Genomic DNA, 22331 nt, shown 5'->3' on the forward strand with positions numbered 1-22331 from the left:
ACCGCGCCGTGGGCAGCCGGTCGCACCGCGTGGCGGTGGGCAGCCGATCGCGCCGCACCGCAGGCAGCCGGGCAGAGCGCCGCAAGACGGACAGCCCGTCGCACCGCACAGCGGGCAGCCGTCGCTGACCCGGTCATCGGTGCCCCCTCCCGCGCGCGGCCCGGGGACTTTTGGTCCCCCGGCGGAAGGCTAAGCCAAAGCCGGGGAGCGCAACAGGGGGCGACGGCCGGCTTCGGCGTGAATCACGCCCCGATCACCCGTTTCCGTGCTGCTGGGGGCCCTTCGGGGCGGTCGAGCGTGAGTCGTGCCCCAAGGTCCCGTCTGTCGGATCGACGACTGTGGCGTCGGCCCGCCCCGCGTCGGTGGCCGCTGGCCCGCTCCCGACGGCGGCGTCCACCCGGCCCGCGTCGGCGGACTCACCGGGCGCGGGGAAGTGGTCGGGCAGGCGGCGCAGCCGGGAGTTCATGTTGCGGATGAGCAGCACGGTGGCGGTGCCCAGCAGCACGATGAGGAAGAGGCCCATCGGGCCGGCCAGGCCACCCGTACGCGTGTCACCGAAGTTGTTCTGCGCGAGCACCTGGGCGGCGGTCAGCATGGTGTTCCTCCGGGTCGTGGCAGGACCCCAGGGTAGCCCGGCGCCGGATCGGCGGTCACGGCCGGCTCGGTGAGCCGCACGGGCCGTGCGGCCCGTGCAGCTCCCGCCGGCACGGCCGGCTCAGCAGGCATGGGCCGTCTCGCGGACCCCGGCGAAGAGGTCGGACTCGGGCAGCGGGCTGTCCACCACCGAGCGGGCGAGCTGGAAGTCCTCCGTGGGCCATGCCTGCCGCTGGAGCTCCATCGGCACGTGGAACCAGAAGCCGTCCGGGTCGATCTGGGTGGCGTGGGCGCGCAGCGCGTCGTCGCGGACCGGGAAGTAGTCGGCGCACTCGACGCGGGTGGTGATCCGGGGGCCCTTGTCGGGGCGGTCGTCCCAGCGCTTGAGCCACTCCTCGTAGGGCGACGCGAGGCCGGCGGCGAGCATGCCCTCGTGCAGCGCCAGGATCTTTCCCTTGGAAAAGCCCACGTCGTAGTAGAGCTTGAGCGGCTGCCAGGGGTCGCCGAGGTCGGGGTGGCGCTCCGGGTCGCCGGCGGCGTCGAACGCGGCCACGGTGACCTTGTGGGTCATGATGTGGTCGGGGTGCGGGTAGCCGCCGTCCTCGTCGTACGTGGTGATCACGTGCGGACGGAACTGCCGGATCAGCCGCACCAGCGGGCCCGCGGCCACCTCGACGTCCTGGAGGGCGAAGCAGCCCTCGGGCAGGGGCGGCAACGGGTCGCCCTCGGGCAGCCCCGAGTCGACGAAACCCAGCCAGGCCTGCTCGACGCCGAGGATGGCGCGGGCGGCGTCCATCTCGGCGCGGCGGATCTCGGCGATGTTGGCCCACACGTCCGGCCGGTCCATCTTGGGGTTGAGCACGCTGCCGCGCTCGCCACCGGTGCACGTCACGACCAGCACGTCGACCCCCTCGGCGACGTACTTCGCCATGGTCGCGGCACCCTTGCTCGACTCGTCGTCGGGATGCGCGTGGACGGCCATGAGACGCAGCTGCTCTGCCACTTGCGGCGCTCCTCGTCTGTGCCCACCGGCGCTGCCTGCCGGCGTCGCCCGCCGACCTGTCATCCTTACCTCAGCGAAGGTGACTGAGGACTCGTCCACGAGCCGGCGCCGGGCTGGAAAGATTGGACTCTGCCATTCTTGCCGATGGGGCCGACAACAACGCCAGGAGACCGCCGCCGGTGACCGAGACGCACGCCACAATCACGCCGGGTGCGCCCGTGTTCCCGCCGGGCCGCTACGGCCGGCGCAGGGAGCCGGGCCGACGCCGGCCGGCGCTGGTCGCGCTGCTCGCGACAGCCCTGGTGGCGGCACTCGGGCTGGCGGCGTTCAGCATGTACGGCAAGTACGGCGACCCGACCTACGACGCCCAGGTGATCACGTACACGGACATCACCGACTCCCAGGTGGTGGTCGACTTCCGGGTGACGGTCCCGGCGGGCGGCTCGGCGACCTGCGTGCTGCGGGCCCGCTCGCACGACGGGGCGGAGGTGGCCCGCGAGGAGGTCACCGTGGCCGCCCCGCCAGGCGAGTCCCAGGCCGCCGCCCGGCATCGGCTGGCCACCACGGCCCGCCCTTTCATCGGTGAGGTGGTGCGCTGCCGACCGGCCGACTGAGCTGCTGAGACGCCACCGCGCCACGCGCACCGCGGGCCCCGCCGCCGGCACCCGCGGTGATCGTCTGCACCCGGACGGGCACGGCACTGGTAACTTGGTAGTTCACCCGTCAGCCAGTCCGCACAACCGAGGAGATCGCCTGTGTCCAACAAAGGGAACGAGGCGCCCGCCACCTGGCTGTCCCAGGACGCGCACGACCGCCTCCAGGCTGAGCTCGACGAGCTGATCGCCAACCGGCCCGTGATCGCGGCCGAGATCAACGCGCGGCGCGAGGAGGGCGACCTCCGGGAGAACGGCGGCTACCACGCCGCCCGCGAGGAGCAGGGCAAGCAGGAGGGACGGATCCTCTACTTGAAGGAGCTGCTCCGCACCGCCAAGGTCGGCGAGGCGCCGAGCGCCGACACGGTCTCCCCCGGGATGGTCGTCACGATCTACTTCGACGACGACACCGACGACACCGAGACCTTCCTGCTCGGCTCGCGGGAGATCTCCTCCACCACGGAGCTGACCGTCTACAGCCCCGAGTCGGCGCTGGGCAAGTCGATCCTGGGCAGCCGGCCCGGCCAGACGGTGACCTACACCGCGCCGAGCGGCGCGGACATCAAGGTGACGGTGGTCAGCTTCGAGCCGTTCACCGGCTGACCCGGCCGTCGAGCCGAACAACTGTTAACAAGGGCCCCTTGTACAACGGAATGCGTTAACAAGGGGCCCTTCCTTGCACCGGCAGCAGCTCAGCGGTCGGCGGCGAAGACCACCTGGTAGCCGCTGGCCCGCAGGGCGCTGATCAGCGTGTCGGAGTGCTCGACGCCCCGGGTCTCCACCGACAACGCCACCTCGACCTCGCCGAGCCGCAGGTGCGGGTTGGCCCGCTGGTGCTCCACGTCGACCACGTTCGCCCGGTGCTCGGCGATCTCGCTGAGCAGCGAGGCGAGCTGCCCGGGGCGGTCCGAGCAGCGCACGGTCACCCGCAGGTAGCGTCCGGCCGCCGCGAGCCCGTGCTCGATGACGCGCAGCATCAGCAGCGGGTCGATGTTGCCGCCGGAGAGCACCGCCACCACCGGTGTCTCGACCTCCAGCACGCCGGCCAGCAGCGCCGCCACCCCGACCGCCCCGGCCGGCTCGACGACCTGCTTGCCCCGTTCCAGCAGCATCAGCAGCGCCCGGGAGATGTCCTCCTCGGAGACCGTGACGATCTCGTCGACGAGCTTGCGGACGTGGTTGAAGGTGATCTCCCCCGGGCGGCCCACGGCGATGCCGTCGGCGATGGTGCTGAACGCCGGCAGGCGTACCGGCTCGCCGGCCGCCAGCGAGGGCGGGTAGGCCGCCGCGCCCGCCGCCTGCACCCCGACCAGCCGCACGTCGGGCCGCAACGCCTTCGCCGCCACCGCCATGCCGGAGATCAGGCCACCGCCGCCGACCCCGGTGACGATCGTCCGCACGTCGGGGCACTGCTCCAGGATCTCCAGCGCCACGGTGCCCTGCCCGGCGATCACGTCCGGGTGGTCGAACGGGTGGATGAGGATCGCCCCGGTCCGCTCGGCGAAGGTCTGCGCCGCCACCAGCGACTCGTCGACGGTGTTGCCCATCAGCTCGACCTGCGCGCCGTAGCCCTTGGTGGCGGCGACCTTCGGCAGCGGCGCGTTCACCGGCATGAAGACCGTCGAGTGCGTGCCGACCAGCCCGGCGGCGAGGGCCACCCCCTGGGCGTGGTTGCCGGCGCTCGCGGCTACCACCCCCCGGTCGCGCTCCGCCGCCGACAGCCGGGAGATCCGCACGTACGCCCCGCGCACCTTGTACGAGCCGGCGCGCTGCACGTTCTCGCACTTGAGCCACACCGGCCCGCCGAGCGCGGCGCTCAGCGGGCGGGAGGGCTCCAGCGGGGTGGTGCGGGTGACGCCGGCGAGCAGCTCCCGCGCGGCGCGTACCTCGGCGAGGCCGACCAGTTCCGTCATGCCCCGATCGTGCCACCACCGGCACCGCCCGACGGCGGCGACACCGGCCGCTACCTGCGGCTACGAGCCGGTCACGGCGGGCCGGACGGTCACGCGGCGGCCGGCGACCCCGTGCCGACGCGGGGGTAGCCGGGGGCGTGCCGGGCCCACGGGGCCTGCATCTCGAACTGGCCGGCGACGCCGAGCAGCAGCAGCTCCGAGCCGGGCGGGCCGACGAGCTGCACCGCCACCGGCAGCCCGTCGGGGCGGCGGCCCACCGGCACCACGATCGCGGGCAGGCCGGCGATGTTCCACGGGGCGGCGAACGGGGCGTACCGGATGCTGGCCTTCATGTTCGCCGCCCAGGACCGGCCCGACCAGCCGACGGCCTCCGGAGGCGGCCCGGCCAGCGCCGGGGTGAGCAGCAGGTCGACCGAGTGGTCGGCGAAGAAGCCGATGGACCGCTCGCGCCAGGCGACCCGGTCGGACTCGCGGACGTACCCCCGGCGTTGCGCCCACTCCCCCAGCGCGACGTGCCGGCGGTTGCGCCGCTGGAGGCTGCGCCGGTCGAGCCCGGCGGCCCGCACGTCGGCGGCGGCAGCGGCGAACCAGGTGGCGATGCCGGCCAGGCCGAGGCGGGTCGGGTAGACCGGGTCGGCGGGCACGGTGTCGTGGCCGGCGGCGGCGAGCAGCCGGCCGGCGGCGGCGACCGCGTCGCGGTTCGGCGCGTCCGGGGCGACGCCGCGCACCGGGGACCGCAGCGAGACGCCCACCCGCAGCCGCTGCGGCGGGACCAGCTTCTCCTGCGGGCGGCCGGCGAGCACCTGGAAGCCGACCGCCGCGTCGGCGACCGTGGACGTCAGCATGCCGTGCTCGGTGAGGCCGAACCAGTCGTCGGCGCCGAGCTGGCAGGGCACCACGCCCCGGCCCGGCTTGAGCCCGACGAGGCCGCAGCAGGCCGCCGGGATGCGGATCGAGCCGAGGCCGTCGTTGCCGTGCGCCATCGGCACCAGCCCGGCGGCCACCGCCGCCGCCGCGCCGCCGGACGAGCCGCCGGGGGTGCGCCGCAGGTCCCACGGGTTGCGGGTGACCGCGCTCGCGTCGTCGGTGAGCGCCCAGAGGCCCAGCTCGGGCATCCGGGTCACCCCGAGGATCACCGCGCCCGCGCCGCGCAGCCGCCGGACCACCTCGTGGTCGGCCTCGGCGACGGCGCTGCGCACCGCCGCCGAGCCGTGCCAGGTGGGCAGGCCCGCGACGGCGGTGTTCTCCTTGACCGCGACCGGCACGCCGGCCAGGGGGAGGTTGGCCAGCTCCTCCTGCTCGTCGACCTTCTCCGCCTCGGTGATCGCCTCGCCGCCGCGCACCGTGCGGAACGCGGCGAGGTCAGCGTCGGCCCGGGCGATGTGGTCGAGGTGGTCGGCCACGACCTGCGTGGCGGAGACGTCACCCCGGCGTACGCCGCGGGCGATCTGCTTCGCGGTCGCGCCCACCCAGGTCGGCATGAGGTCCTGCACGGCCACCCTCCCTCACCAGCGGTCAGCCCAGTGCCTGCTCCAGATCGGCGAGCAGGTCGTCGACCGTCTCGATGCCGACAGACAGTCGCACGAGATCACCGGGAACTTCAAGCGGCGAGCCGGCGGCACTTGCGTGTGTCATCCGGCCCGGGTGCTCGATCAGGGACTCCACCCCGCCGAGGGACTCGGCGAGCACGAACAGCTTGGCCCGGTTGCAGATCTCGACGGCGTGCTCCTCGCCGCCGGCCGCCCGGAACGAGATCATGCCGCCGAAGCGGCGCATCTGCTTGGTGGCCACCTCGTGACCGGGGTGCGACGGCAGGCCCGGGTAGATCACCTGGGCGACCTTTGCGTGCCCGTCGAGGTACGCGGCGATCCGCTCGGCGTTGTCGCAGTGCCGGTCCATCCGTACGCCGAGGGTCTTGATGCCGCGCAGCGTCAGCCACGCGTCGAACGGGCCGTTGACCGCGCCCATCGCGTTCTGGTGGTAGCGCAGCTCCTCGCCGAGCGTCCGGTCGGCGGCGACCAACGCCCCGCCGACGACGTCGGAGTGCCCGCCGACGTACTTGGTGGTGGAGTGCACCACGACGTCCGCGCCGTACGCGATCGGCTGCTGCAGGTACGGCGAGGCGAACGTGTTGTCGACCACCAGCAGCGCGCCCGCGTCGTGGGCGACGGCGGCCAGGGCGGCGATGTCGGCGATGCCGAGCAGCGGGTTGGTCGGCGTCTCCAGCCACACGATCCGGGTCGCGCCGGGCCGGATCGCGGCCCGCACGGCGTCGACGTCGGAGACCTTCGCCGGGGTGTACGTCAGCCCCCACCGCTCGGCCACCTTGGCGAACAGCCGGTACGTGCCGCCGTACGCGTCGTCGGGGATGACCACGTGGTCGCCCGGCTTGCAGACGGTACGCAGCAGGGCGTCCTCGGCGGCCAGGCCGCTGGCGAAGGCCAGCCCGACAGGGCCGCCCTCCAGCGCGGCGAGGCACTCCTGGAGGGCGTCGCGGGTCGGGTTGCCGGAGCGGCTGTACTCGTAGCCCTGCCGGGGCGCGCCGACGGCGTCCTGGGCGTACGTGCTGGTCTGGTAGATCGGTGGGATCACCGCGCCGGTGCGGGCCTCCGGGTCCTGTCCGGCGTGGATCGCGAGCGTCTCGAAGCCGTGGTTCATGCCGCAGACGTTAGCCGGTGGGAAGGAGGGGCCCCTTGTTAACGCCTACGGTAGAGAAGGGTTCCCCGCTCACCGCCTCCCGAGCCGGCCGCGCCTTCGTGAGGTTGTCCGACCGGTGTTCCATACTTGGCGGATGACCTCGACCGTGCCGCTGCCCTCGCGCCTGGTCGGCGCAGCAGACCGGATCCCGCCCTCCCTGGGGCTGCTGGCCGGCCCGGAGCACGGGCGGGTCAACCTTCCGGTGCGGCTGGCCTGGTCCGGTCCGGCTGACTTCGACGTCAGCGACCCTCGTGAGCGCCTGACGCTCTACTGCCTGTTGCTCGACTGCGGCCAGCGGGACGACTTGATCCGGTACGTCAACGCCACTCTGCTCCGACACGACTGGCCCCGCATCCGCCGGTTGACCGCTCGACGCCTGATCGCTCTCTGGGAACGCCGGCTGCCCGGTCTCGCCGCCCTCTGATGGAGGAGCTGCACCGCCAGTTGCTGAGAATCGGTTTCGCCGCTGGTGACGATCTCGGTCTGGTGTTGGCGGGTGGCTACGCCATGTGCGCGCACGAGCTGGTGAGCCGGCCGTCACAGGACATCGACTTCGCCACCGCCTCGGCGCTGCCGCTTTCGACCGTGGTGAGCCGGCTGGCCGATGCTGAGCATCGGCCCCGTTCTCGCCTTCGAGGACGCGGTCGGGCTGAAGGTGCGAGCCCTGCACGATCGAGCCGCGCACCGGGACTTCATCGACATCCACGCCGCGAACGCACAACTCAGCTGGACCGAGCTTGAGGCTCTCGGCGCGCGTCACACCGCGGGATTCTCGCTGGATGAGTTGGCAGACCGGCTCGGTGCTGTCGACGAGCGTGACCCTCGCACATTCCTCACCTACGGCCTGACCGAGCCGGACCTTGATGAGCTGCGACGCTGGGCATCGCGGTGGGAGGCCGACATCAGGGCTCGCCTGGCGAACGGTGAGACCGGCCCGCCAGGCGTTGCCGACGACGAGTGGGACACCTATCTCGATCGGTGGTGACGTCGCCGGGGCGATGTGCGACGCGGAGCCGCAGTTCGCGGTGCGGCGGTGGGCGGGGCGCGCGGCTAGCCTGGCCGGATGGGCGGGTGTGTGTTCTGCGGGATCGCGGCCGGTGACGTCCCGGCGTTCCGGGTCGCCGACACCCCGGAGGGGGTGGCGTTCCTCGACACCCGGCCCGTGTTCAAGGGCCACGTGCTGGTGGTGCCGCGCACCCACTTGGTGACCCTGGCCGACCTGCCGGCGGGCGACCTGCCCGGCTACTTCGGGCTGGTGCAGCGGCTCGCCGTGGCCGTCGAGGCGGGGCTCGGGGCCGGCGGCACGTTCGTGGCGATGAACAACAAGGTGTCCCAGTCGGTGCCGCACCTGCACACCCACGTCGTGCCGAGGACGAAGGGCGACGGCCTGCGCGGGTTCTTCTGGCCCCGCACGCGCTACGCCGACGACGCCGAGGCCGGGGCGTACGCCGCCCGGGTCGCCGCCGCCGTGGCCTGAGGCCCCGCCCGACGGGCGTCGGTTACCCACCGCCGGGGCGGGTAAGGAACCGGGGCCCGGCGGTGTTGCACGCGGGGAGAGGTACGAGAGGAGTTCCACCGTGTTCCTTCGTCGCATGCCCGCCGAGCTGCCCACCCCCGACCGGGCCCTGCCCGGCCGCCCGATCGCGATGCCGATCGGCGACCGCCACGAGGTGCTCGGCTCCTCGCTGAAGGGGCCGTTCCCGGCGGGCGCGCAGGTCGCCGTGTTCGGGATGGGCTGTTTCTGGGGCGCCGAGCGACTGTTCTGGACCCTGCCCGGCGTGCTCACCACCTCCGTCGGCTACGCGGGCGGGATCACCCCGAACCCGACGTACGAGGAGGTCTGCTCGGGCATGACCGGGCACACCGAGGCCGTCCAGGTCGTCTACGACCCCACCGTGATCAGCTACGAGGATCTGCTGAAGGTGTTCTGGGAGAACCACGACCCGACCCAGGGCATGCGACAGGGCAACGACGTGGGCACCCAGTACCGGTCGGCGATCTACGCCAGCACCGACGAGCAGCTCGCCACCGCCACCGCGTCGCGGGACGCGTTCGCGCCGATCGTGGCGCGGGCCGGCAAGGGTGAGATCACCACGGAGATCGACCGGCTCGGCGGCTACTACTTCGCCGAGGACTACCACCAGCAGTACCTGGCCCCGACGAAGAACCCGAACGGGTACTGCAACCACGGGCCGAACGGGCTGAGCTGCCCGGTGGGCGTGGCCCGCACCGCCTGAAAGGGACAGGCTGGCCCGCACCTCCGGCGGCCCTGACCCGTTACCCTGACAGAGACGTCTAGGAGGGCACGATGGCCGGTGACATCCGCCCACGCGGATACGCCAAGCCGGTCGTCGTGCCCGATTCCCTCGATCGGCTCGACGGTCCGACCAGCGGCGTCGTCGACCTTCCCCGACACCTCAAGTGGTCGGGAAACGCCCGCTACGACCTCGCGGACCCCGGCCGCATCCTTGACCTGTACCGCACGGTACTCAACGAGGCCGCCGCCCCCGAGGACCTGCACACGTTCCTCGACCGTCAGACCTTGATCCGGTTGTGGCCCTCGATGTGGCTGCCTACTTCCGTGCGGGAGTCGTGGGAGAGTCGTTTCCCCGAACTTCGGCGGACGCGCCAGGTTGCCGCCTGAGGTCATGCAGCAGCAACACGCCCTCATCGCCGAGATCGCACTCGCTGTCGCGGGCCGTTACGGCTTTGCTCTGGCGGGCGGATACGCGGTGAGCGTCCATGGGATGGGTGCCCGACTGAGCTGGGACGTGGATCTCTTCACCGCCTGGCAGACTCGCGCCGAGTTCCCCCGTGCCGTTGACGAGGTCGTCAAGGCGTTCGACGCGCACGGCTTCGAGGTGACCGCTGTCATCCGCAACGAGACCTTCGCCCGTCTCCTTCTCGCTGATCGGTCCAGACCCGGGAGCGAGCCGGAGAAACTGGAGATGTCGGCGGACTGGCGTGCCCATCCTCCGGTCCCGTCGCCAGTCGGCCCTGTCCTTCATCCGGACGACGCCGTCGCCAACAAGATGTGTGCCCTGTTCGGCCGCGCCGAGGCGCGGGACTTCCTCGACGTGGATGCAGCGCTCAGCAGTGGCCGCTACACCCGGGGGCGTCTCCTCGATCTGGCGATGAACGCCGATCCCGGGTTTGAGGTGGCGGCCTTCGTTGACGCCTTGGGCGCCTTGACGCAGATCACCGACGCGGACTTCGACTGCTACGGCGTCTCTCCCGCTGAGCTGCCGGGCCTGCGGGAACGGTTCGCGCAGTGGCGGCGCGACCTCAGTCGTTCTCTGGAGCAGAGGTAGGCCGACCGGCGTCACGCGGGGCGGAGCACGACGGTCCAGGTGGTCGTGGTGGTGCTGGCCGCCGCGGCGGTCGCGCCGAGGCCGCCGTACGCGCCGGTCGGCACCGACGCGCCCGAGTCGGCGAGCAGCCCGGTGACCCGCCCCCCGCCGGTCTGGGAGCTGTTGCTGCGCACCTGCACCCCGGGCGGCGGGGTCAGCGCGGTCGACGTGGCGTCGCCGTGCAGCCAGTACGACACGCCCCACCCGCGCTCGGCGGCGACCGGGGCGGTCGGGGTGACCCGGGTGGCGGAGCTGGCCGGGTCGGCGGCGCTGGCGAACGCGGCCACCGGGGCGGCCGGGTCGGCGCCCCGGTAGGCGGCGAGCACCAGGTTGCCCTTCGACTGCTTGCCGAGGGTGACCCGCAGGGTCGTCCCGGCGTCACCGGCGGCGGCGATCTTCCACCAGGCGGTGGTGGTGGCGTAGCCCCCGTCGAGGCGGTCCAGTCGCGTCCAGCCGGTGACGCCGGTGGGCTCCCCGGTGTCGGCGTGGGTGTTCTGGCTGAGGAACAGCAGCAGGACGTCCCCCGGCCGGACTCCGGCGGGCACGACGACGGAGTGGTTGGTGACGTTCGCGTTGGCGGTGGCCTGCCCGACGTACGAGATCAGCTCGGGCAGCGGCGCGACGGTGACGTCCCGGGTGGCGGTGCCGGTGGCCCCCCGGTCGTCGGTGACGGTGACGGCGACGCGGTAGGTGCCGGCCTGGGCGTACGTGTGGGTGGTGGTGGGGACGCTGGCGGTGTCGGCGGTCGCGCCGTCGCCGAAGTCCCACGCGTGGTCCTGGACCGCGCCGTCGGCGTCGGTGGAACCGGCGGCGGAGAAGGCGCACACCAGCCCGGAGCAGGACGCGGCGAGGTCGGCGCTGGGCGGGGTGTTGGCCGCGCCGCCGGTGCCCTTGACGAGCCGGATCCAGTCGATGTCCCCGGCGAAGTAGTCGCAGGTGACGTTCACCCCGTCGCAGGAGCTCTTGCCGCCGATCGAGAACTGCCAGTTGTTGGCGATCGTCCCGGTGGGGCCGGTGAGCCGGCTGGTGCGCACGCCGTCGACGTACATCTCGACGTAGCTGGCGGTGCGGTTGCAGGTGACGGTGTGCCACTGCCCGTCGGAGATGGACGTGCCGGTGTAGCCGGTGCGCGTCGCCCCGTCGCCGCCCCGGAACATGCACCGGGGCTTGCCCTCGGGGGCCTCGAACTTCCAGTAGCCGCCGGCCGTGCCGCCCTGGCCCTTCTGCATGATGTTGCCGAAGGACTTCGTGGTGCGGTAGCGGATCGAGAACGAGAAGTCGCCGGCCTCGGGGTTGAAGTCGTTGCTCGCCGGCACCAGGTTGACGTGCCCCGGCACGTACTCCTTGTCGGCGGGGTTGTGGTAGGCGAAGCGGTGGGCGGTGGCGCCGTCGTAGCGCGTCCCGGCCACCACCTCGTCGCCGACGCGGCCGTGCGGGCCGTTGCCGCTGCTGTCGGTGAGCACCGTGGCGCCCGTCGGCTCGTCCATGCTCCAGAAGGCCACGGTGCGGGTGGCGACGGCCTGCGCGGGGGCGACCCCGGCCAGCACCCCGGCCGCCGCGACCGCCGCCGCCAGCGCCAGCCGGCCGGCGGTACGCACGCCGCGTCCGGTCCGCACGCCTGTCCGTCGCGTCGCGACCATGGTCATCGCCTCCTCGTGGGCCCGATCTCACCCTGGCACGGCGACGTTCGGCGCTGAATGCCCCGTCCGGGGGACAACGGGGCACCGGCGGCGGGCGCGGCGCGACCGTCCGGTCGGAAGCGGTCGGCCGTGGGCCCGGCGGCGTCGCACCGATGCGGGGTTTCTCACAACCGGCCGGGCAGGCTGGGCGGGCAGCCACGCGGGGCGGCGGTGGGACCGGGCGGCGGTGCCGGCGGGCTGCGGCCCACCGGGGCGCGACGGCGCGCATCTTAGCAAGCACGTAACGCCGACGACATCATCTCAACAGGCGAGCGGGGCTCACCTCTGGCAGCATTGTCTGGCATGTGCGGACTGGCTGGGGAGTTCCGCCGTGACGGCTCGCGGGCCGACGTCGCGGCGGTGGAACGCATGGCGGCCACGATGAGCGACCGGGGCCCCGACGACAGCGGCGTGTGGTCCCAGGGGGCGGTCGCCCTCGGCCACCGCCGCCTCAAGATCATCGACCTGTCGGCGGCGAGCGGGCAGCCGCTGGTCGACCCGGCGTCGGGGCTGACCGGCGTCTTCAACGGCTGCGTCTACAACTACCGCGAGCTGCGCGAGGAGTTGCAGGCCAGGGGGCACCGCTTCTTCTCCTCCGGCGACAGCGAGGTGGTCGTCAAGGCGTACGCCGAGTGGGGGCTCGACTTCGTCGACCACCTGGTCGGGATGTTCGCCGTGGCGATCAGCGAGCGGGACACCGGCCGCCTCGTGCTGGCCCGCGACCGGCTCGGCATCAAGCCGCTGTACGTGGCCGAGTCCCCGGGCGTGGTGCGCTTCGCCAGCACCCTGCCCGCGCTGCTGGCCGGCGGCGGCGTCGACACCGCCATCGACCCGGTGGCGCTGGCCCACTACCTGAGCTTCCACAGCATCGTGCCGCCGCCGCGCACCATCCTGCGCGGGGTCGCCAAGCTGCCCCCGGCCACCGTCCGGGTCTACGAGGCCGACGGCTCCACCCACGAGCGGGTCTACTGGGACCCGGCGTTCACCCGGCGCGACGAGCGGGCCGGCTGGTCCGCCCGCGACTGGGAGGACGCCCTGCTGGAGTCGCTGACCACGGCGGTGCGCCGCCGGATGGTCGCCGACGTGCCGGTCGGCGTGCTGCTCTCCGGCGGGCTGGACTCCAGCCTGGTCGTCGCCCTGCTCGCCGAGCAGGGGCAGCGCGGCCTGGCCACCTTCTCCATCGGCTTCGACGCCGTCGGCGGCCGCTCCGGCGACGAGTTCGTCTACTCCGACATCGTGGCGAAGACGTTCGACACCGACCACCACCAGATCCGGGTGGCCGCCCGGGACCTGCTGCCCCCGCTGGAGGCGGCCGTGGCGGCGATGAGCGAGCCGATGGTCAGCCACGACTGCGTGGCGTTCTGGCTGCTCAGCCAGGAGGTGTCGCGGCACGTCAAGGTGGTCCAGTCCGGTCAGGGAGCGGACGAGATCCTGGGCGGCTACCACTGGTACCCGCCGCTGGCCGGCGTCGACCGGGAGCGGGCCGTCGAGACGTACGCGAAGGCGTTCCTCGACCGGGACGCGGCCGGGCTGGCCCGGGTGCTGGACCCGGCGTGGCTGGCCGACGGCGACCCGGCCCGCGAGTTCGTGGCCGCCCACCTGGCCCGGCCCGGCGCGCAGACCGCCGTCGACGCGGGCCTGCGGATCGACACCCAGATCATGCTGACCGACGACCCGGTGAAGCGGGTCGACAACATGACCATGGCGCACGGGCTGGAGGCCCGGGTGCCGTTCCTCGACCACGAGTTCGTGGAGCTGGCCGCGACCTGCCCGCCGGAGCTGAAGCTGGCCCAGGGCGGCAAGGGCGTGCTGAAGGAGATCGGCCGCCGGGTCCTGCCACACGAGGTCATCGACCGGCCGAAGGGCTACTTCCCCGTGCCGGGCCTCACCCACCTGGAGGGCAAGCTCCTCGACCGGGTACGCGACGCGCTGCACGCGCCCGCCGCCCGCCACCGCAACCTGTTCCGCACCGAGTACGTCGACGCGCTGCTGGCCGACCCGAACGCCGAACTCACCCCGTTGAACGGAAACAAGCTGTGGCAGCTGGGACTCCTGGAAATGTGGCTCCAGAGCCACGGAATCGACTGACCGTGAGCGACACCCTGGCGACCGGGACGGCGCGCACCGACCGGGAACGGGTGCTGGGCCGCCGCCGCGAGCGGGTGGGGCCGGGCGGCGACCCGGTGGCACCCGCCCCGGCCCCGCCGGACCCGGACGCGCCGGACTCCCCGGACGGCTCGGGCGCCCAGCCCGAACGGGACGGCTCGCCGCCGGGCGGCGGCGTGGTGCTCGACTGCGGCTGGGGGCGGCTGGTGTTCGGCCAGACGTTCAGCGAGCAGGCCGCCGTGGCGGCGGTGCTGCGCTCGGAGGCGGCCGGGGCGCGGGACATCTGCATCTACCTGCGCGACCCGCACGTGCTGGTGTCCCGGCTGCCCGACGAGCTGTTCATCGACCCGTCGCTGACGTACCGGCTGCGGCTGCCCGCGGCCCCGGCCGCCGCCGACGACCGCGACGGGCTGCCCGGCCTGCGAATCCGGACGCTGCGCGACGCCGACGACGCGGACGCGGTGAACCGGATCTACGCCCGCAACGGCATGGTCACCGCCCCGGTCGACGTGCTGGTCGACAACGCCCGCACCGACCGGTTCCTGCACCTGGTCGCCGAGGACGCCGCCGGGGACGTGGTCGGCACGATCACCGGAGTCGACCACGTCGCGGTCTTCGCCGACCCGGACAACGGGGCCAGCCTGTGGTGCCTCACCGTGGACTTCAACACCGCGCCGCCCGGCACCGGCCAGGCGCTGCTGACCGAGCTGGCGGCCCGGCTCACCGCGCGCGGCCGGGCGTTCGTCGACCTGTCGGTGCTGGCCGAGAACACCGGGGCGATCCGGCTGTACGAGCGGCTCGGCTTCTACCGCACCGCGACGCTCTGCGTGAAGCGGAAGAACCCGATCAACGAGCGGCTGTTCCTGCCGGCCGCCCCGAAGGGGTACGACCGGCTCAACCCGTACGCGAAGATCGTCGCCGACGAGGCGATGCGTCGGGGCATCCGGGTGGAGGTCACCGACCCGGAGTGGGGCGAGCTGCGGCTGAGCAACGGCGGCCGGACGATCGTCACCCGCGAGTCGCTGTCCGAGCTGACCTCGGCGGTGGCGATGAGCCGCTGCGACGACAAGCGGGTCACCCGGCGCATCCTCACCGAGGCGGGCCTGTCGGTGCCGGCCGGGCGCACCGCGACCGGCGACGACGCCGACGTCGCGTTCCTCGCCGAGGTGGGCCGGGTGGTGGTGAAGCCGGCGCGCGGCGAGCAGGGCAACGGCATCACCGTCGGCGTACGCACGCCGGAGGCGCTGACCGCCGCCGTGGCCCTGGCCCGCGGCTTCTGCCCGGACGTGCTGATCGAGCAGATGCGCGACGGCGAGGACCTGCGGGTGATCGTCATCGACCACGAGGTGGTGGCCGCCGCCGTCCGGCGACCCGCCCAGGTCACCGGCGACGGGGTGCACGACGTCGCCGAGCTGATCGAGCGGCAGAGCCGCCGCCGGGCCGCCGCCACCGGGGGCGAGTCGCGCATCCCCGTCGACGACATGACCCGGGAGGTCGTCGCCGAGGCCGGCTACGAGCTGAGCGACGTCCTGCCCGAGGGCACGGTGCTGGCCGTGCGCCGCACCGCGAACCTGCACACCGGCGGGACGATCCACGACGTGACGGGCGAGCTGCACCCGGCGATCGCCGAGGCGTGCGTGGCGGCCAGCCGGGCGCTGGACATCCCGGTCACCGGGCTGGACCTGCTGGTCAGCGCCCCGGACGGCCCGGAGCACGTGTTCATCGAGGCGAACGAGCGGCCGGGCCTGGCCAACCACGAGCCGCAGCCGACCGCCGAGCGCTTCGTCGACCTCCTCTTCCCCGGCACGCGGGCACCGCAACGCCTCTGGACCCCGGCGGGTGCGGCAAGCTCTCAGGCATGACCGCACGCAAACCCGCCCCCCTGAAGATCGACCTGGACTACCTCCGCCAGGTGCTGGTGGAGCTGCTGGAGATCCCGAGCCCGTCGGGGCGCACCGACCACGTGCAGCAGTACGTGGGCGAGCGCCTCTCCGCGCTCGGGATCTCCTCCACGCTGACCCGGCGCGGCGCGCTCAGCGCCTGCCTGCCGGGGCCCCGGGAGACCGGGGCGGACCGGGCGATCGTGGTGCACACCGACACCATCGGCGGCATGGTGAAGCGGCTCAAGGAGAACGGCCGGCTGGAGCTGATGCAGGTCGGCACGCACAGCGCCCGGTTCGCCGAGGGCGCGCACGTGCGGATCTTCACCGACGACCTGGACCGGGTGATCAGCGGCCAGGTGCTGCCGCTGAAGGCCAGCGGGCACCGCTACAACGAGGCCGTCGACCTCCAGGGGGTCGGCTGGGAGCAGGTCGAGGTGCGGGTCGACGAGCCCGTGGCCGACGAGGCCGGGCTGCGGGCGCTCGGCATCGACGTCGGGGACTTCGTGGCGTTCCTGCCGAATCCGACGATCACCCCGAGCGGGTACGTCAAGTCCCGGCACCTGGACGACAAGGCCGGGGTGGCGGCGGTGCTGACCGCGTTCAAGGCGATGGTCGACGCGGGCGTCACCCCGGCGGTGACCGCGCACCTGCTGGTGACGGTCACCGAGGAGATCGGCCACGGGGCGAGCCACGGCCTCGACCCGGACGTCGCCGAGATCGTCTCCGTGGACGCCGCGGTGGTCGCCCCCGGGCAGCAGTCCCGGGAGAACGCGGCCACCCTGGCCATGGGCGACGGGGTGGGGCCGTTCGACTACCACCTGACCCGCAACCTCGCCGCGATCGCCCGCGAGCACGGGGTGGACCTGGTCCGCGACGTCTTCGAGTTCTACCGCTCGGACGTGGCGGCGGCGGTGGAGGCGGGCGCGCACGCCCGGGTGGCGCTGCTCGGCTTCGGGGTGGACGCCACCCACGGCCACGAGCGCACCCACCTCGACGGGCTGGGTCACCTCACCCAGCTGCTCTGCCTCTATCTCCAGAGCGAGCTGGTGTTCCCCGAGTGGGACGCCGAGCCGGAGGGCGACCTGGCCGACTTCCCGTCGCTGGCGGTGCAGCCGGCCAGCGAGGAGGGGCCGCGCGAGGGCCCGATCGGCATCGCCGACTGACCGCTCCGGCAGCGCCGTGAGGGCCGCTCCGGCAGCGCTCGTCGGGCCCGCCCCGGCCACGCCGGCCGACCGCGCCTGAGCCGCTGGTCGAAATCCGTTGCCGACGCCCCCGGGAAGTGGATAGCGTGGCGGTACACGGGAAAGGAGGTGGTCCAGACTTGTATAGCAATCGGACTCGTGAGGTGGCTGTCCGCTAGCCGCTGTCCTCGACAGTGAGAACCTGCCCGCCGCGAGGCGGGTGCACGATCGTCGAGACCGTGTGGCAGCGGTGCGGCGAAACCACGACAGCCACCCGACCCCCGGGGTGCCGGCCAAGTCCAGCCGGCCCGTGCGCGAGCACGGAAGCCCCGGGGGTCGCTTCATGTATCCGCCGGGGAGAACGCCGTGTCCATGCGTGAACTGGTGGTGCTCGGGACGGCCAGCCAGACCCCGACCCGGGCGCGCAACCACAACGGGTACGTGCTGCGCTGGGACGACGAGGTGATCCTCCTCGACCCGGGCGAGGGCAGCCAGCGGCAGCTCCTGCACACCGGCGTCACCGCCACCGACCTGACCCGGATCTGCGTCACCCACTTCCACGGCGACCACTGCCTCGGCCTGCCCGGCACCATCCAGCGGCTCTCCCTGGACCGGGTCCCGCGCCCGGTGGCGGTGCACTTCCCGGCCGGCGGGGCCGACTACTTCGCCCGGCTGCGGCACGCCAGCTCCTTCCACGAGACCGCCGAGCTGGCCGTCGAGCCGATCAGCGCCGACGGGCAGCGGATCGCCCTGCGCGGCGGCGGCACCCTGGAGGCCCGCCGGCTGCGGCACCCCATCGAGACGTACGGCTACCGCCTCGTCGAGCCGGACGGCTGCCGGATGCTGCCGCAGCGGCTGGCCGCGTACGGGATCGCCGGGCCGGCCGTCGGCGAGCTGCGGCGCGTCGGCCACCTCGACGTCGGCGGGCGGCGCGTCACCCGCGACGAGGTGAGCGTGGCCCGCCCCGGGCAGCGGTTCGCGTTCGTGATGGACACCGGGCTCTGCGACAACGTGTACGCCCTCGCCGAGCACGCCGACCTGCTGGTCATCGAGTCGACGTTCCTGGCGAGCGAGGCCGCGCTCGCCGCCGAGGTCGGGCACCTCACGGCGGGCCAGGCCGCGCGGGTGGCGACCGAGTCGGGGGTACGCACGCTGGTGCTCACCCACTTCTCCCAGCGCTACGGCGACGTCCGGCGCTTCGCCGACGAGGCCCGGGAGCACTTCGCCGGTGAGCTGGTCGTCGCCGAGGACCTGACGACCGTCCCGGTGCCGCCCCGGCGGGTACCCTCGGCCGGGTGACGATCACCCTCCGCCACGCCACCGGCGACGACCTGCGCGCCGTGGGGGCGCTGCACCAGCGCTCCCGGGTGGCGGCGTACTCGTCGTTCCTGCCGGCGGAGGCCCTCGCGAACCCGACGGCGGAGGCGATGGGGTGGTACTGGGTGGAGCGGTGGACCTGGGAGCGTGACGACCACCTGATGACCGTCGCCGAGCGTGACGGCCGGCTGGTCGGCTTCAGCTACGTCGGCCCGGACGACGCGGGCGACCCGGCGACGGGGCTGCTCAACGCCATCCACCTCGACCCCGGCGAGCGGGGCCGGGGCACGGGCCGGGCGCTGATGGACGACGCGCTGGCCACCATGCGCGACCGGGGCCGGACGCGGGCGGTGCTGTGGGTGCTGGAGGGCAACGCGCCGGCCCGGCGCTTCTACGAGCGGGGCGGCTGGCGGCCCACCGGCGAACGCCGGGAGGACCGGATCGGCACGGCCCTCACCCGCCAGCTCCGCTACGCGCGTGCTGTGTAAGGAAGGGCCCCCTGTTAACGCATACGGTAGAGAAGGGTCCCCTTCTTACCCCGCCCCCGGCGGGGGCGGGGCGGGGCGGGCTCACGCGCCGTCCTGGTCCGAGTCGACCGAGAAGTTGAGCACGCCGAGGTAGCCGTCGCCGTCCTCGACGACCTTCATCAGCATGCTGTCGGCGTAGATCGTGTCGTTGTCGTTGAAGGTGTCCCGCCCGGTGTGCGCCGAGTACGGCGCCGCGGCGTACACCTTGGTGTTGAGGGCCTCGTCGAACATCATCTGGGTGGTCAGCACCCGGTTGTTGTCGACGTGCACCATGGCGTGGATGTGCGTGGTGCGGCCCCGGTACCAGCCCGGCCAGATGGTGGTGAACTCGACGATCCCGTCGGAGTTGGTGACCTGGGCCCCGCGCAGGTACCGCTTGTCGTCGGTGGGCGTGAGGTCGGCCGCCGACCCCTCCGAGCCGCCGCCCGGTGCCGCACCGCCGCCGGGCGCGCCGCTCGGCGGGGTGCCACCGCCCGGCCCGCCGCTGGGCGGGGTGCCGCCCGGGGCCCCGGTGCCGCTCGGCGGGGTGCCCCCGCCCGAGGCCCCGCCCGGCGCGCCGCCCGCGCCGGACGACTGCGCCTCCGCGCCCGAGTAGAGCCCCTCGGCGTCGCAGTGCCAGATCTCCACGACGGCGTTGGCCAGGGGCCCGCACTGCTCGCTGTCCTGCACCCGGACCGCCACCCGCAGCCGGGTGCCCTCCCGGTCCTCCCGGATGTCGCTGCGGATCTTGTCGGCGTCGAAGTAGTACGGGCCCTGGGTGGTGCTCGCGGTCAGTGTGCACGTGTTGGCCTCGCCGAACAGCGCGGTCAGGTCGGTCGACGTGCTGGCGGTGGCCTGCGGGGAGACGGTCTCGCCGGTGGACGTGGTGACCGTGCCGCCGTCCCGGCCGCAGGCCGCCAGCAGGCCGGCCAGCCCGACCGAGCCGATCCCGGCGATCAGCCGGCGGCGGCTGACCCGCTGCCCTTCGTGGTGGTCGAGGTCGTGGCGCATGGGTTCCTCCCGGGGTCGGTGTTCGTCGGCTGGTCCCGACGCTAGACACGCCCGGCCGGCGCCCTCTGTGGCCTGCTTGTGGCCGGGCTGTGAATGGTCGCCCCGCCGGTCGGCCCGACGATCAACCCGGAAGGGCGGCCCGGCGGCCGAGCCGACCGGCGGTTATACCGGACGCATACCGGCGGCTCGCATGCTCGCGGCAGTCCGGCCGGCACGGGCCGGGGCAAGGGAGAAGGTTGCATGCGACACCGAGCAACGAGCCGGCTGCTGGCCGGCCTGACCGTCGTCGCCGTGACGGCGGTCGGCACCGGGCGGCCCGCCGCCGCCGACCCGGCCGCCGGGCCGCCGCCGGCCGCCGCCGCGCAGATCACGACCGCACAGCTCTCGGCGGCCAGCGCCGGCCGGGTGACGACCGCCGTCGCACCGGCCGTCGTCGCCTCCCAGTCGAAGACCGGCTTGGCCGTCATGAGCCCGTGGAGCCTGCGGCCCGCCGTCGAACCGAACCTCACCGACGCGCAGCGCGTCGCGTTCGAGGACCAGATGATCAAGGACCTGGTCGAGGCCAAGGTCAAGACGGTACGACTGGAGATCGCCGCCCCCGGCGAGACGGCCGTCGACTTCACGCTCTACCGCCGGCTGATCGACAAGCTGCCCAGCGACGTCAAGGTCATCGCGGTGCTGAACTTCGCCCTGGTCGAGGGCGGGGTCAGCGACAGCGGGGTGCCCGCGAGCGAGCCCTACCTGTACCAGCTGCAGGACTCCGTGGCGGTCAGCCAGTACCCGGAGTACGGCACCACGACGAAGTTCATGAAGGTGTGGATCGACAAGGCGCTGTCGGTGGTCACCACGTTCGGCAGCCGCCTGGCCGCCGTCGAGGTGCTCAACGAGGCCAACAAGCTGTACCACCCCGGCACCGCCGCCCACCCCGGCCCGTACGTGGTGCCGGGCGACGCGTACGGCCGGCTGATCGGGAAGTTCTACCGGTACTGCCGGCTCGCCGGCAGCAAGCCCTGCGGCAGCACGGTCAAGGTGATCACGCACGGGATGCACCCCGGGATGGACGGCGGCGACTCCGGCACCGCCAACGACGACACCTTTCACCTGAGCGGGGTGCTGAGCTCCGCCTCGGTCGCCGCGTTCCGCGCGGCCAACGGCGGGGCGTGGCCGTTCGACGGGATCGGCTACCACCCGTACCCCTTCGCGATGGGGCTGAGCCTGCCCGGCGGCTACGCCAACACCGCCACTTCGACGCTGCTGGCCGGCATCAACGGCCGGCTCGACGCCGTCCGGGCGGTGCTCACCGCCGCGGGCGTGCCGCAGTCCACCTCGCTGTTCTGGCTGACCGAGGTCGGCTTCAACTCCAACGACGTGTCCGCGTCGACCCTGGAGGAGAAGGAGGCCAAGCAGGGCCAGTACGTCAAGGACGTCTTCACCGCCCTGGCCAACCGCGCCGACACCGCCCAGGCGATCTGGTACCGCTACCACCAGGGCAACGCCGGCGCACCGGCGGAGAACTGGGGGCTGGTGGCGCACACCGACCGCGTCTACTCGAACCTGCCGCCCCGCTACAAGCGGGCGTACTGCGACTTCATCTGGGAGCGGGGGGTCGGCGCCACCGAGCACTGCCCACGCCCGAAGGAGGTCGTCTGGCGCACCCGCTTCAACAACGTGCTCTACCCGGTCAGCTACTGGGAGATGCCGCAGTACGTGGTGGACGCCGGGGCGTCGTACCCGTCGTGGCAGCTCCAGCAGGACATCGGGGGGCAGGTCAAGCAGCTCAGCGGCTACTGCTCGCCGATCGACCCGTACGGCTGCTCGACGTCGGACTACAGCCGGTTCCCGGTGCCGTCCGCCCGGGACGCCTCGACGCGGTTCCGGGTGCGCTTCACCGGGCTCGGGGGCACCGGCCCCTGGTCGGACTGGCTGTCGTACGCCCCGCTGATCGGCTCGGGGGCCGGGGTCTACGGGCCGGCCTCGGGGGCGACGCTCAACTTCAAGACCCAGTACGTCTCGTTCCCGGTGGCGGTGCCGACCCAGTGGCTGCGTGACAACCCCGGGGGCCAGCCGTTCATGCGCTTCCACCAGAACACTGCGAACGGCGGGTGGGTCCGGCTGTGGAGCCGGCCGAGCATGCCGAGCACGCCGGCCAACTTCCAGGAATCCTCCGACCACGTCCTGTACGTGTTCAACCTCAGCGTGACCGCCGACTCCAGCCGGTCGTTCACCGCCGGTCCGGTGCAGTTCCTGTTCGGCATCGCCCCGGCGGCCTGCGCGACCGACGTCGCACAGTGCCTGCCGGCCAACCAGGCCGAGACCATCACCTACTCGTTCAACCACTCCTAGCGCCACGGTGGGCGGCGGCGTAGCGCCGCCGCCCACCCGTCGGGACACCGTCGGCATGTCGGCGGGCGGGCCTACAATCATCGACTGAGTTGATC

21 protein-coding genes and 1 pseudogene are annotated in these 22331 nt (G+C 73.2%); 15 read left to right on the forward strand and 7 right to left on the reverse strand.

Translation table 11 applies throughout. From position 1 onward, the window contains the following. Nucleotides 1-253: 253 nt before the first annotated feature. Both ACVMYR_RS09800 and mca read right to left on the reverse strand, forming a co-directional pair. A complete protein-coding gene (locus tag ACVMYR_RS09800) occupies nucleotides 254-595 on the reverse strand; it encodes a hypothetical protein (RefSeq protein ID WP_457121637.1) in 342 nt (113 codons plus the stop codon). A 120-nt stretch (nucleotides 596-715) separates the two neighbouring features. Continuing rightward, nucleotides 716-1597, reverse strand: coding sequence for a mycothiol conjugate amidase Mca (mca, locus tag ACVMYR_RS09805; protein WP_457121638.1), 882 nt, complete (start codon nucleotides 1595-1597; stop codon nucleotides 716-718). A gap of 179 nt (nucleotides 1598-1776) precedes the next feature. Here mca and ACVMYR_RS09810 point away from each other — a divergent pair, with 179 nt between their 5' ends. Next, nucleotides 1777-2211, forward strand: coding sequence for a DUF4307 domain-containing protein (locus ACVMYR_RS09810; protein ID WP_353899371.1), 435 nt, complete (start codon nucleotides 1777-1779; stop codon nucleotides 2209-2211). Between the two features lie 141 nt (nucleotides 2212-2352). Beyond that, nucleotides 2353-2853 (forward strand): transcription elongation factor GreA, encoded by a 501-nt coding sequence (gene greA, locus ACVMYR_RS09815; protein ID WP_077936213.1) that lies wholly within the window; start codon nucleotides 2353-2355, stop codon nucleotides 2851-2853. 89 nt (nucleotides 2854-2942) lie between these two features. On the opposite strand, the gene ilvA is transcribed toward greA, so the two are convergent. The 3 genes from ilvA to ACVMYR_RS09830 form a co-directional block, all read right to left on the reverse strand. Continuing rightward, nucleotides 2943-4163 carry a threonine ammonia-lyase gene (gene ilvA / locus ACVMYR_RS09820; protein ID WP_396789812.1) on the reverse strand — a complete coding sequence of 407 codons (1221 nt, stop codon included), beginning with the start codon at nucleotides 4161-4163 and terminating at the stop codon, nucleotides 2943-2945. An 89-nt stretch (nucleotides 4164-4252) separates the two neighbouring features. Beyond that, nucleotides 4253-5662 (reverse strand): amidase, encoded by a 1410-nt coding sequence (locus tag ACVMYR_RS09825; RefSeq protein ID WP_457121639.1) that lies wholly within the window; start codon nucleotides 5660-5662, stop codon nucleotides 4253-4255. A gap of 16 nt (nucleotides 5663-5678) precedes the next feature. Continuing rightward, on the reverse strand, nucleotides 5679-6821 hold the full coding sequence (locus tag ACVMYR_RS09830; protein WP_077936209.1) for a cystathionine gamma-synthase: 1143 nt from the start codon (nucleotides 6819-6821) through the stop codon (nucleotides 5679-5681). Between the two features lie 133 nt (nucleotides 6822-6954). On the opposite strand from ACVMYR_RS09830, the gene ACVMYR_RS09835 reads away from it, so the two are divergent. From ACVMYR_RS09835 to ACVMYR_RS09865, 7 genes and pseudogenes are all read left to right on the forward strand, one after another. Next, nucleotides 6955-7284 carry a hypothetical protein gene (locus tag ACVMYR_RS09835; RefSeq protein WP_457121640.1) on the forward strand — a complete coding sequence of 110 codons (330 nt, stop codon included), beginning with the start codon at nucleotides 6955-6957 and terminating at the stop codon, nucleotides 7282-7284. Nucleotides 7285-7367: 83 nt separating this feature from the next. After that, a pseudogene (locus ACVMYR_RS09840) lies at nucleotides 7368-7419 on the forward strand (hypothetical protein); the annotation flags it as partial. A 45-nt stretch (nucleotides 7420-7464) separates the two neighbouring features. Then, complete coding sequence (locus ACVMYR_RS09845) at nucleotides 7465-7845, forward strand: nucleotidyl transferase AbiEii/AbiGii toxin family protein (protein WP_457121641.1); 381 nt, start codon at nucleotides 7465-7467, stop codon at nucleotides 7843-7845. A gap of 78 nt (nucleotides 7846-7923) precedes the next feature. Then, nucleotides 7924-8337, forward strand: coding sequence for an HIT family protein (locus ACVMYR_RS09850; RefSeq protein ID WP_457121642.1), 414 nt, complete (start codon nucleotides 7924-7926; stop codon nucleotides 8335-8337). A gap of 100 nt (nucleotides 8338-8437) precedes the next feature. Further along, nucleotides 8438-9097 (forward strand): peptide-methionine (S)-S-oxide reductase MsrA, encoded by a 660-nt coding sequence (msrA, locus tag ACVMYR_RS09855; protein ID WP_457121643.1) that lies wholly within the window; start codon nucleotides 8438-8440, stop codon nucleotides 9095-9097. A gap of 71 nt (nucleotides 9098-9168) precedes the next feature. Beyond that, complete coding sequence (locus ACVMYR_RS09860) at nucleotides 9169-9504, forward strand: hypothetical protein (RefSeq protein WP_077936205.1); 336 nt, start codon at nucleotides 9169-9171, stop codon at nucleotides 9502-9504. Nucleotides 9505-9508: 4 nt separating this feature from the next. Then, nucleotides 9509-10171, forward strand: coding sequence for a nucleotidyl transferase AbiEii/AbiGii toxin family protein (locus ACVMYR_RS09865; protein ID WP_091279362.1), 663 nt, complete (start codon nucleotides 9509-9511; stop codon nucleotides 10169-10171). A gap of 11 nt (nucleotides 10172-10182) precedes the next feature. Here the strand turns inward: ACVMYR_RS09865 and ACVMYR_RS09870 are convergent, their stop codons facing one another. Beyond that, entirely contained in the window at nucleotides 10183-11826 is a 1644-nt protein-coding gene (locus ACVMYR_RS09870; protein ID WP_457121644.1) for a PKD domain-containing protein, read from the reverse strand. A gap of 366 nt (nucleotides 11827-12192) precedes the next feature. Between ACVMYR_RS09870 and ACVMYR_RS09875 the strand changes: the two genes are divergently transcribed. The 5 genes from ACVMYR_RS09875 to ACVMYR_RS09895 all read left to right on the forward strand — a co-directional run bounded on the left by ACVMYR_RS09875 (nucleotide 12193) and on the right by ACVMYR_RS09895 (nucleotide 18864). Then, a complete protein-coding gene (locus ACVMYR_RS09875; RefSeq protein WP_077936204.1) occupies nucleotides 12193-13977 on the forward strand; it encodes an N-acetylglutaminylglutamine amidotransferase in 1785 nt (594 codons plus the stop codon). A 2-nt stretch (nucleotides 13978-13979) separates the two neighbouring features. Beyond that, entirely contained in the window at nucleotides 13980-15857 is a 1878-nt protein-coding gene (gene ngg, locus ACVMYR_RS09880; protein WP_457121645.1) for an N-acetylglutaminylglutamine synthetase, read from the forward strand. Beyond that, a complete protein-coding gene (locus ACVMYR_RS09885; protein ID WP_457121646.1) occupies nucleotides 15854-17041 on the forward strand; it encodes an osmoprotectant NAGGN system M42 family peptidase in 1188 nt (395 codons plus the stop codon). The genes ngg and ACVMYR_RS09885 overlap by 4 nt, the downstream gene beginning before the upstream one ends. A 384-nt stretch (nucleotides 17042-17425) precedes the next feature. After that, on the forward strand, nucleotides 17426-18358 hold the full coding sequence (locus ACVMYR_RS09890; RefSeq protein ID WP_457121647.1) for a ribonuclease Z: 933 nt from the start codon (nucleotides 17426-17428) through the stop codon (nucleotides 18356-18358). After that, the gene (locus tag ACVMYR_RS09895) at nucleotides 18355-18864 is read left to right on the forward strand and encodes an N-acetyltransferase family protein (RefSeq protein WP_457121648.1); all 510 of its coding nucleotides are present in this window, start codon (nucleotides 18355-18357) and stop codon (nucleotides 18862-18864) included. The genes ACVMYR_RS09890 and ACVMYR_RS09895 overlap by 4 nt, the downstream gene beginning before the upstream one ends. Nucleotides 18865-18945: 81 nt before the next feature. Here ACVMYR_RS09895 and ACVMYR_RS09900 read toward each other — a convergent pair whose 3' ends face one another. Further along, nucleotides 18946-19893, reverse strand: a complete 948-nt coding sequence (locus ACVMYR_RS09900; RefSeq protein ID WP_077936199.1) for a dioxygenase family protein — start codon at nucleotides 19891-19893, stop codon at nucleotides 18946-18948. Between the two features lie 240 nt (nucleotides 19894-20133). Here ACVMYR_RS09900 and ACVMYR_RS09905 point away from each other — a divergent pair, with 240 nt between their 5' ends. Then, complete coding sequence (locus ACVMYR_RS09905) at nucleotides 20134-22236, forward strand: hypothetical protein (protein ID WP_457121649.1); 2103 nt, start codon at nucleotides 20134-20136, stop codon at nucleotides 22234-22236. The last annotated feature ends 95 nt before the right edge of the window (nucleotides 22237-22331 follow it).

The sequence above is a fragment of the Micromonospora sp. PTRAS2 genome (genome assembly GCF_054052245.1).

Bases quoted from the DNA above. Each gene is read 5' to 3' on its own strand.
- ACVMYR_RS09800 (WP_457121637.1), bottom strand. From the start codon at position 595: ATGCTGACCGCCGCCCAGGTGCTCGCGCAGAACAACTTCGGTGACACG.
- ilvA (WP_396789812.1), bottom strand. From the start codon at position 4,163: ATGACGGAACTGGTCGGCCTCGCCGAGGTACGCGCCGCGCGGGAGCTG.
- ACVMYR_RS09830 (WP_077936209.1), bottom strand. From the start codon at position 6,821: ATGAACCACGGCTTCGAGACGCTCGCGATCCACGCCGGACAGGACCCG.
- ACVMYR_RS09835 (WP_457121640.1), top strand. From the start codon at position 6,955: ATGACCTCGACCGTGCCGCTGCCCTCGCGCCTGGTCGGCGCAGCAGAC.
- ACVMYR_RS09845 (WP_457121641.1), top strand. From the start codon at position 7,465: ATGCTGAGCATCGGCCCCGTTCTCGCCTTCGAGGACGCGGTCGGGCTG.
- ACVMYR_RS09850 (WP_457121642.1), top strand. From the start codon at position 7,924: ATGGGCGGGTGTGTGTTCTGCGGGATCGCGGCCGGTGACGTCCCGGCG.
- ACVMYR_RS09860 (WP_077936205.1), top strand. From the start codon at position 9,169: ATGGCCGGTGACATCCGCCCACGCGGATACGCCAAGCCGGTCGTCGTG.
- ACVMYR_RS09865 (WP_091279362.1), top strand. From the start codon at position 9,509: ATGCAGCAGCAACACGCCCTCATCGCCGAGATCGCACTCGCTGTCGCG.
- ACVMYR_RS09875 (WP_077936204.1), top strand. From the start codon at position 12,193: ATGTGCGGACTGGCTGGGGAGTTCCGCCGTGACGGCTCGCGGGCCGAC.
- ACVMYR_RS09885 (WP_457121646.1), top strand. From the start codon at position 15,854: ATGACCGCACGCAAACCCGCCCCCCTGAAGATCGACCTGGACTACCTC.
- ACVMYR_RS09900 (WP_077936199.1), bottom strand. From the start codon at position 19,893: ATGCGCCACGACCTCGACCACCACGAAGGGCAGCGGGTCAGCCGCCGC.
- ACVMYR_RS09905 (WP_457121649.1), top strand. From the start codon at position 20,134: ATGCGACACCGAGCAACGAGCCGGCTGCTGGCCGGCCTGACCGTCGTC.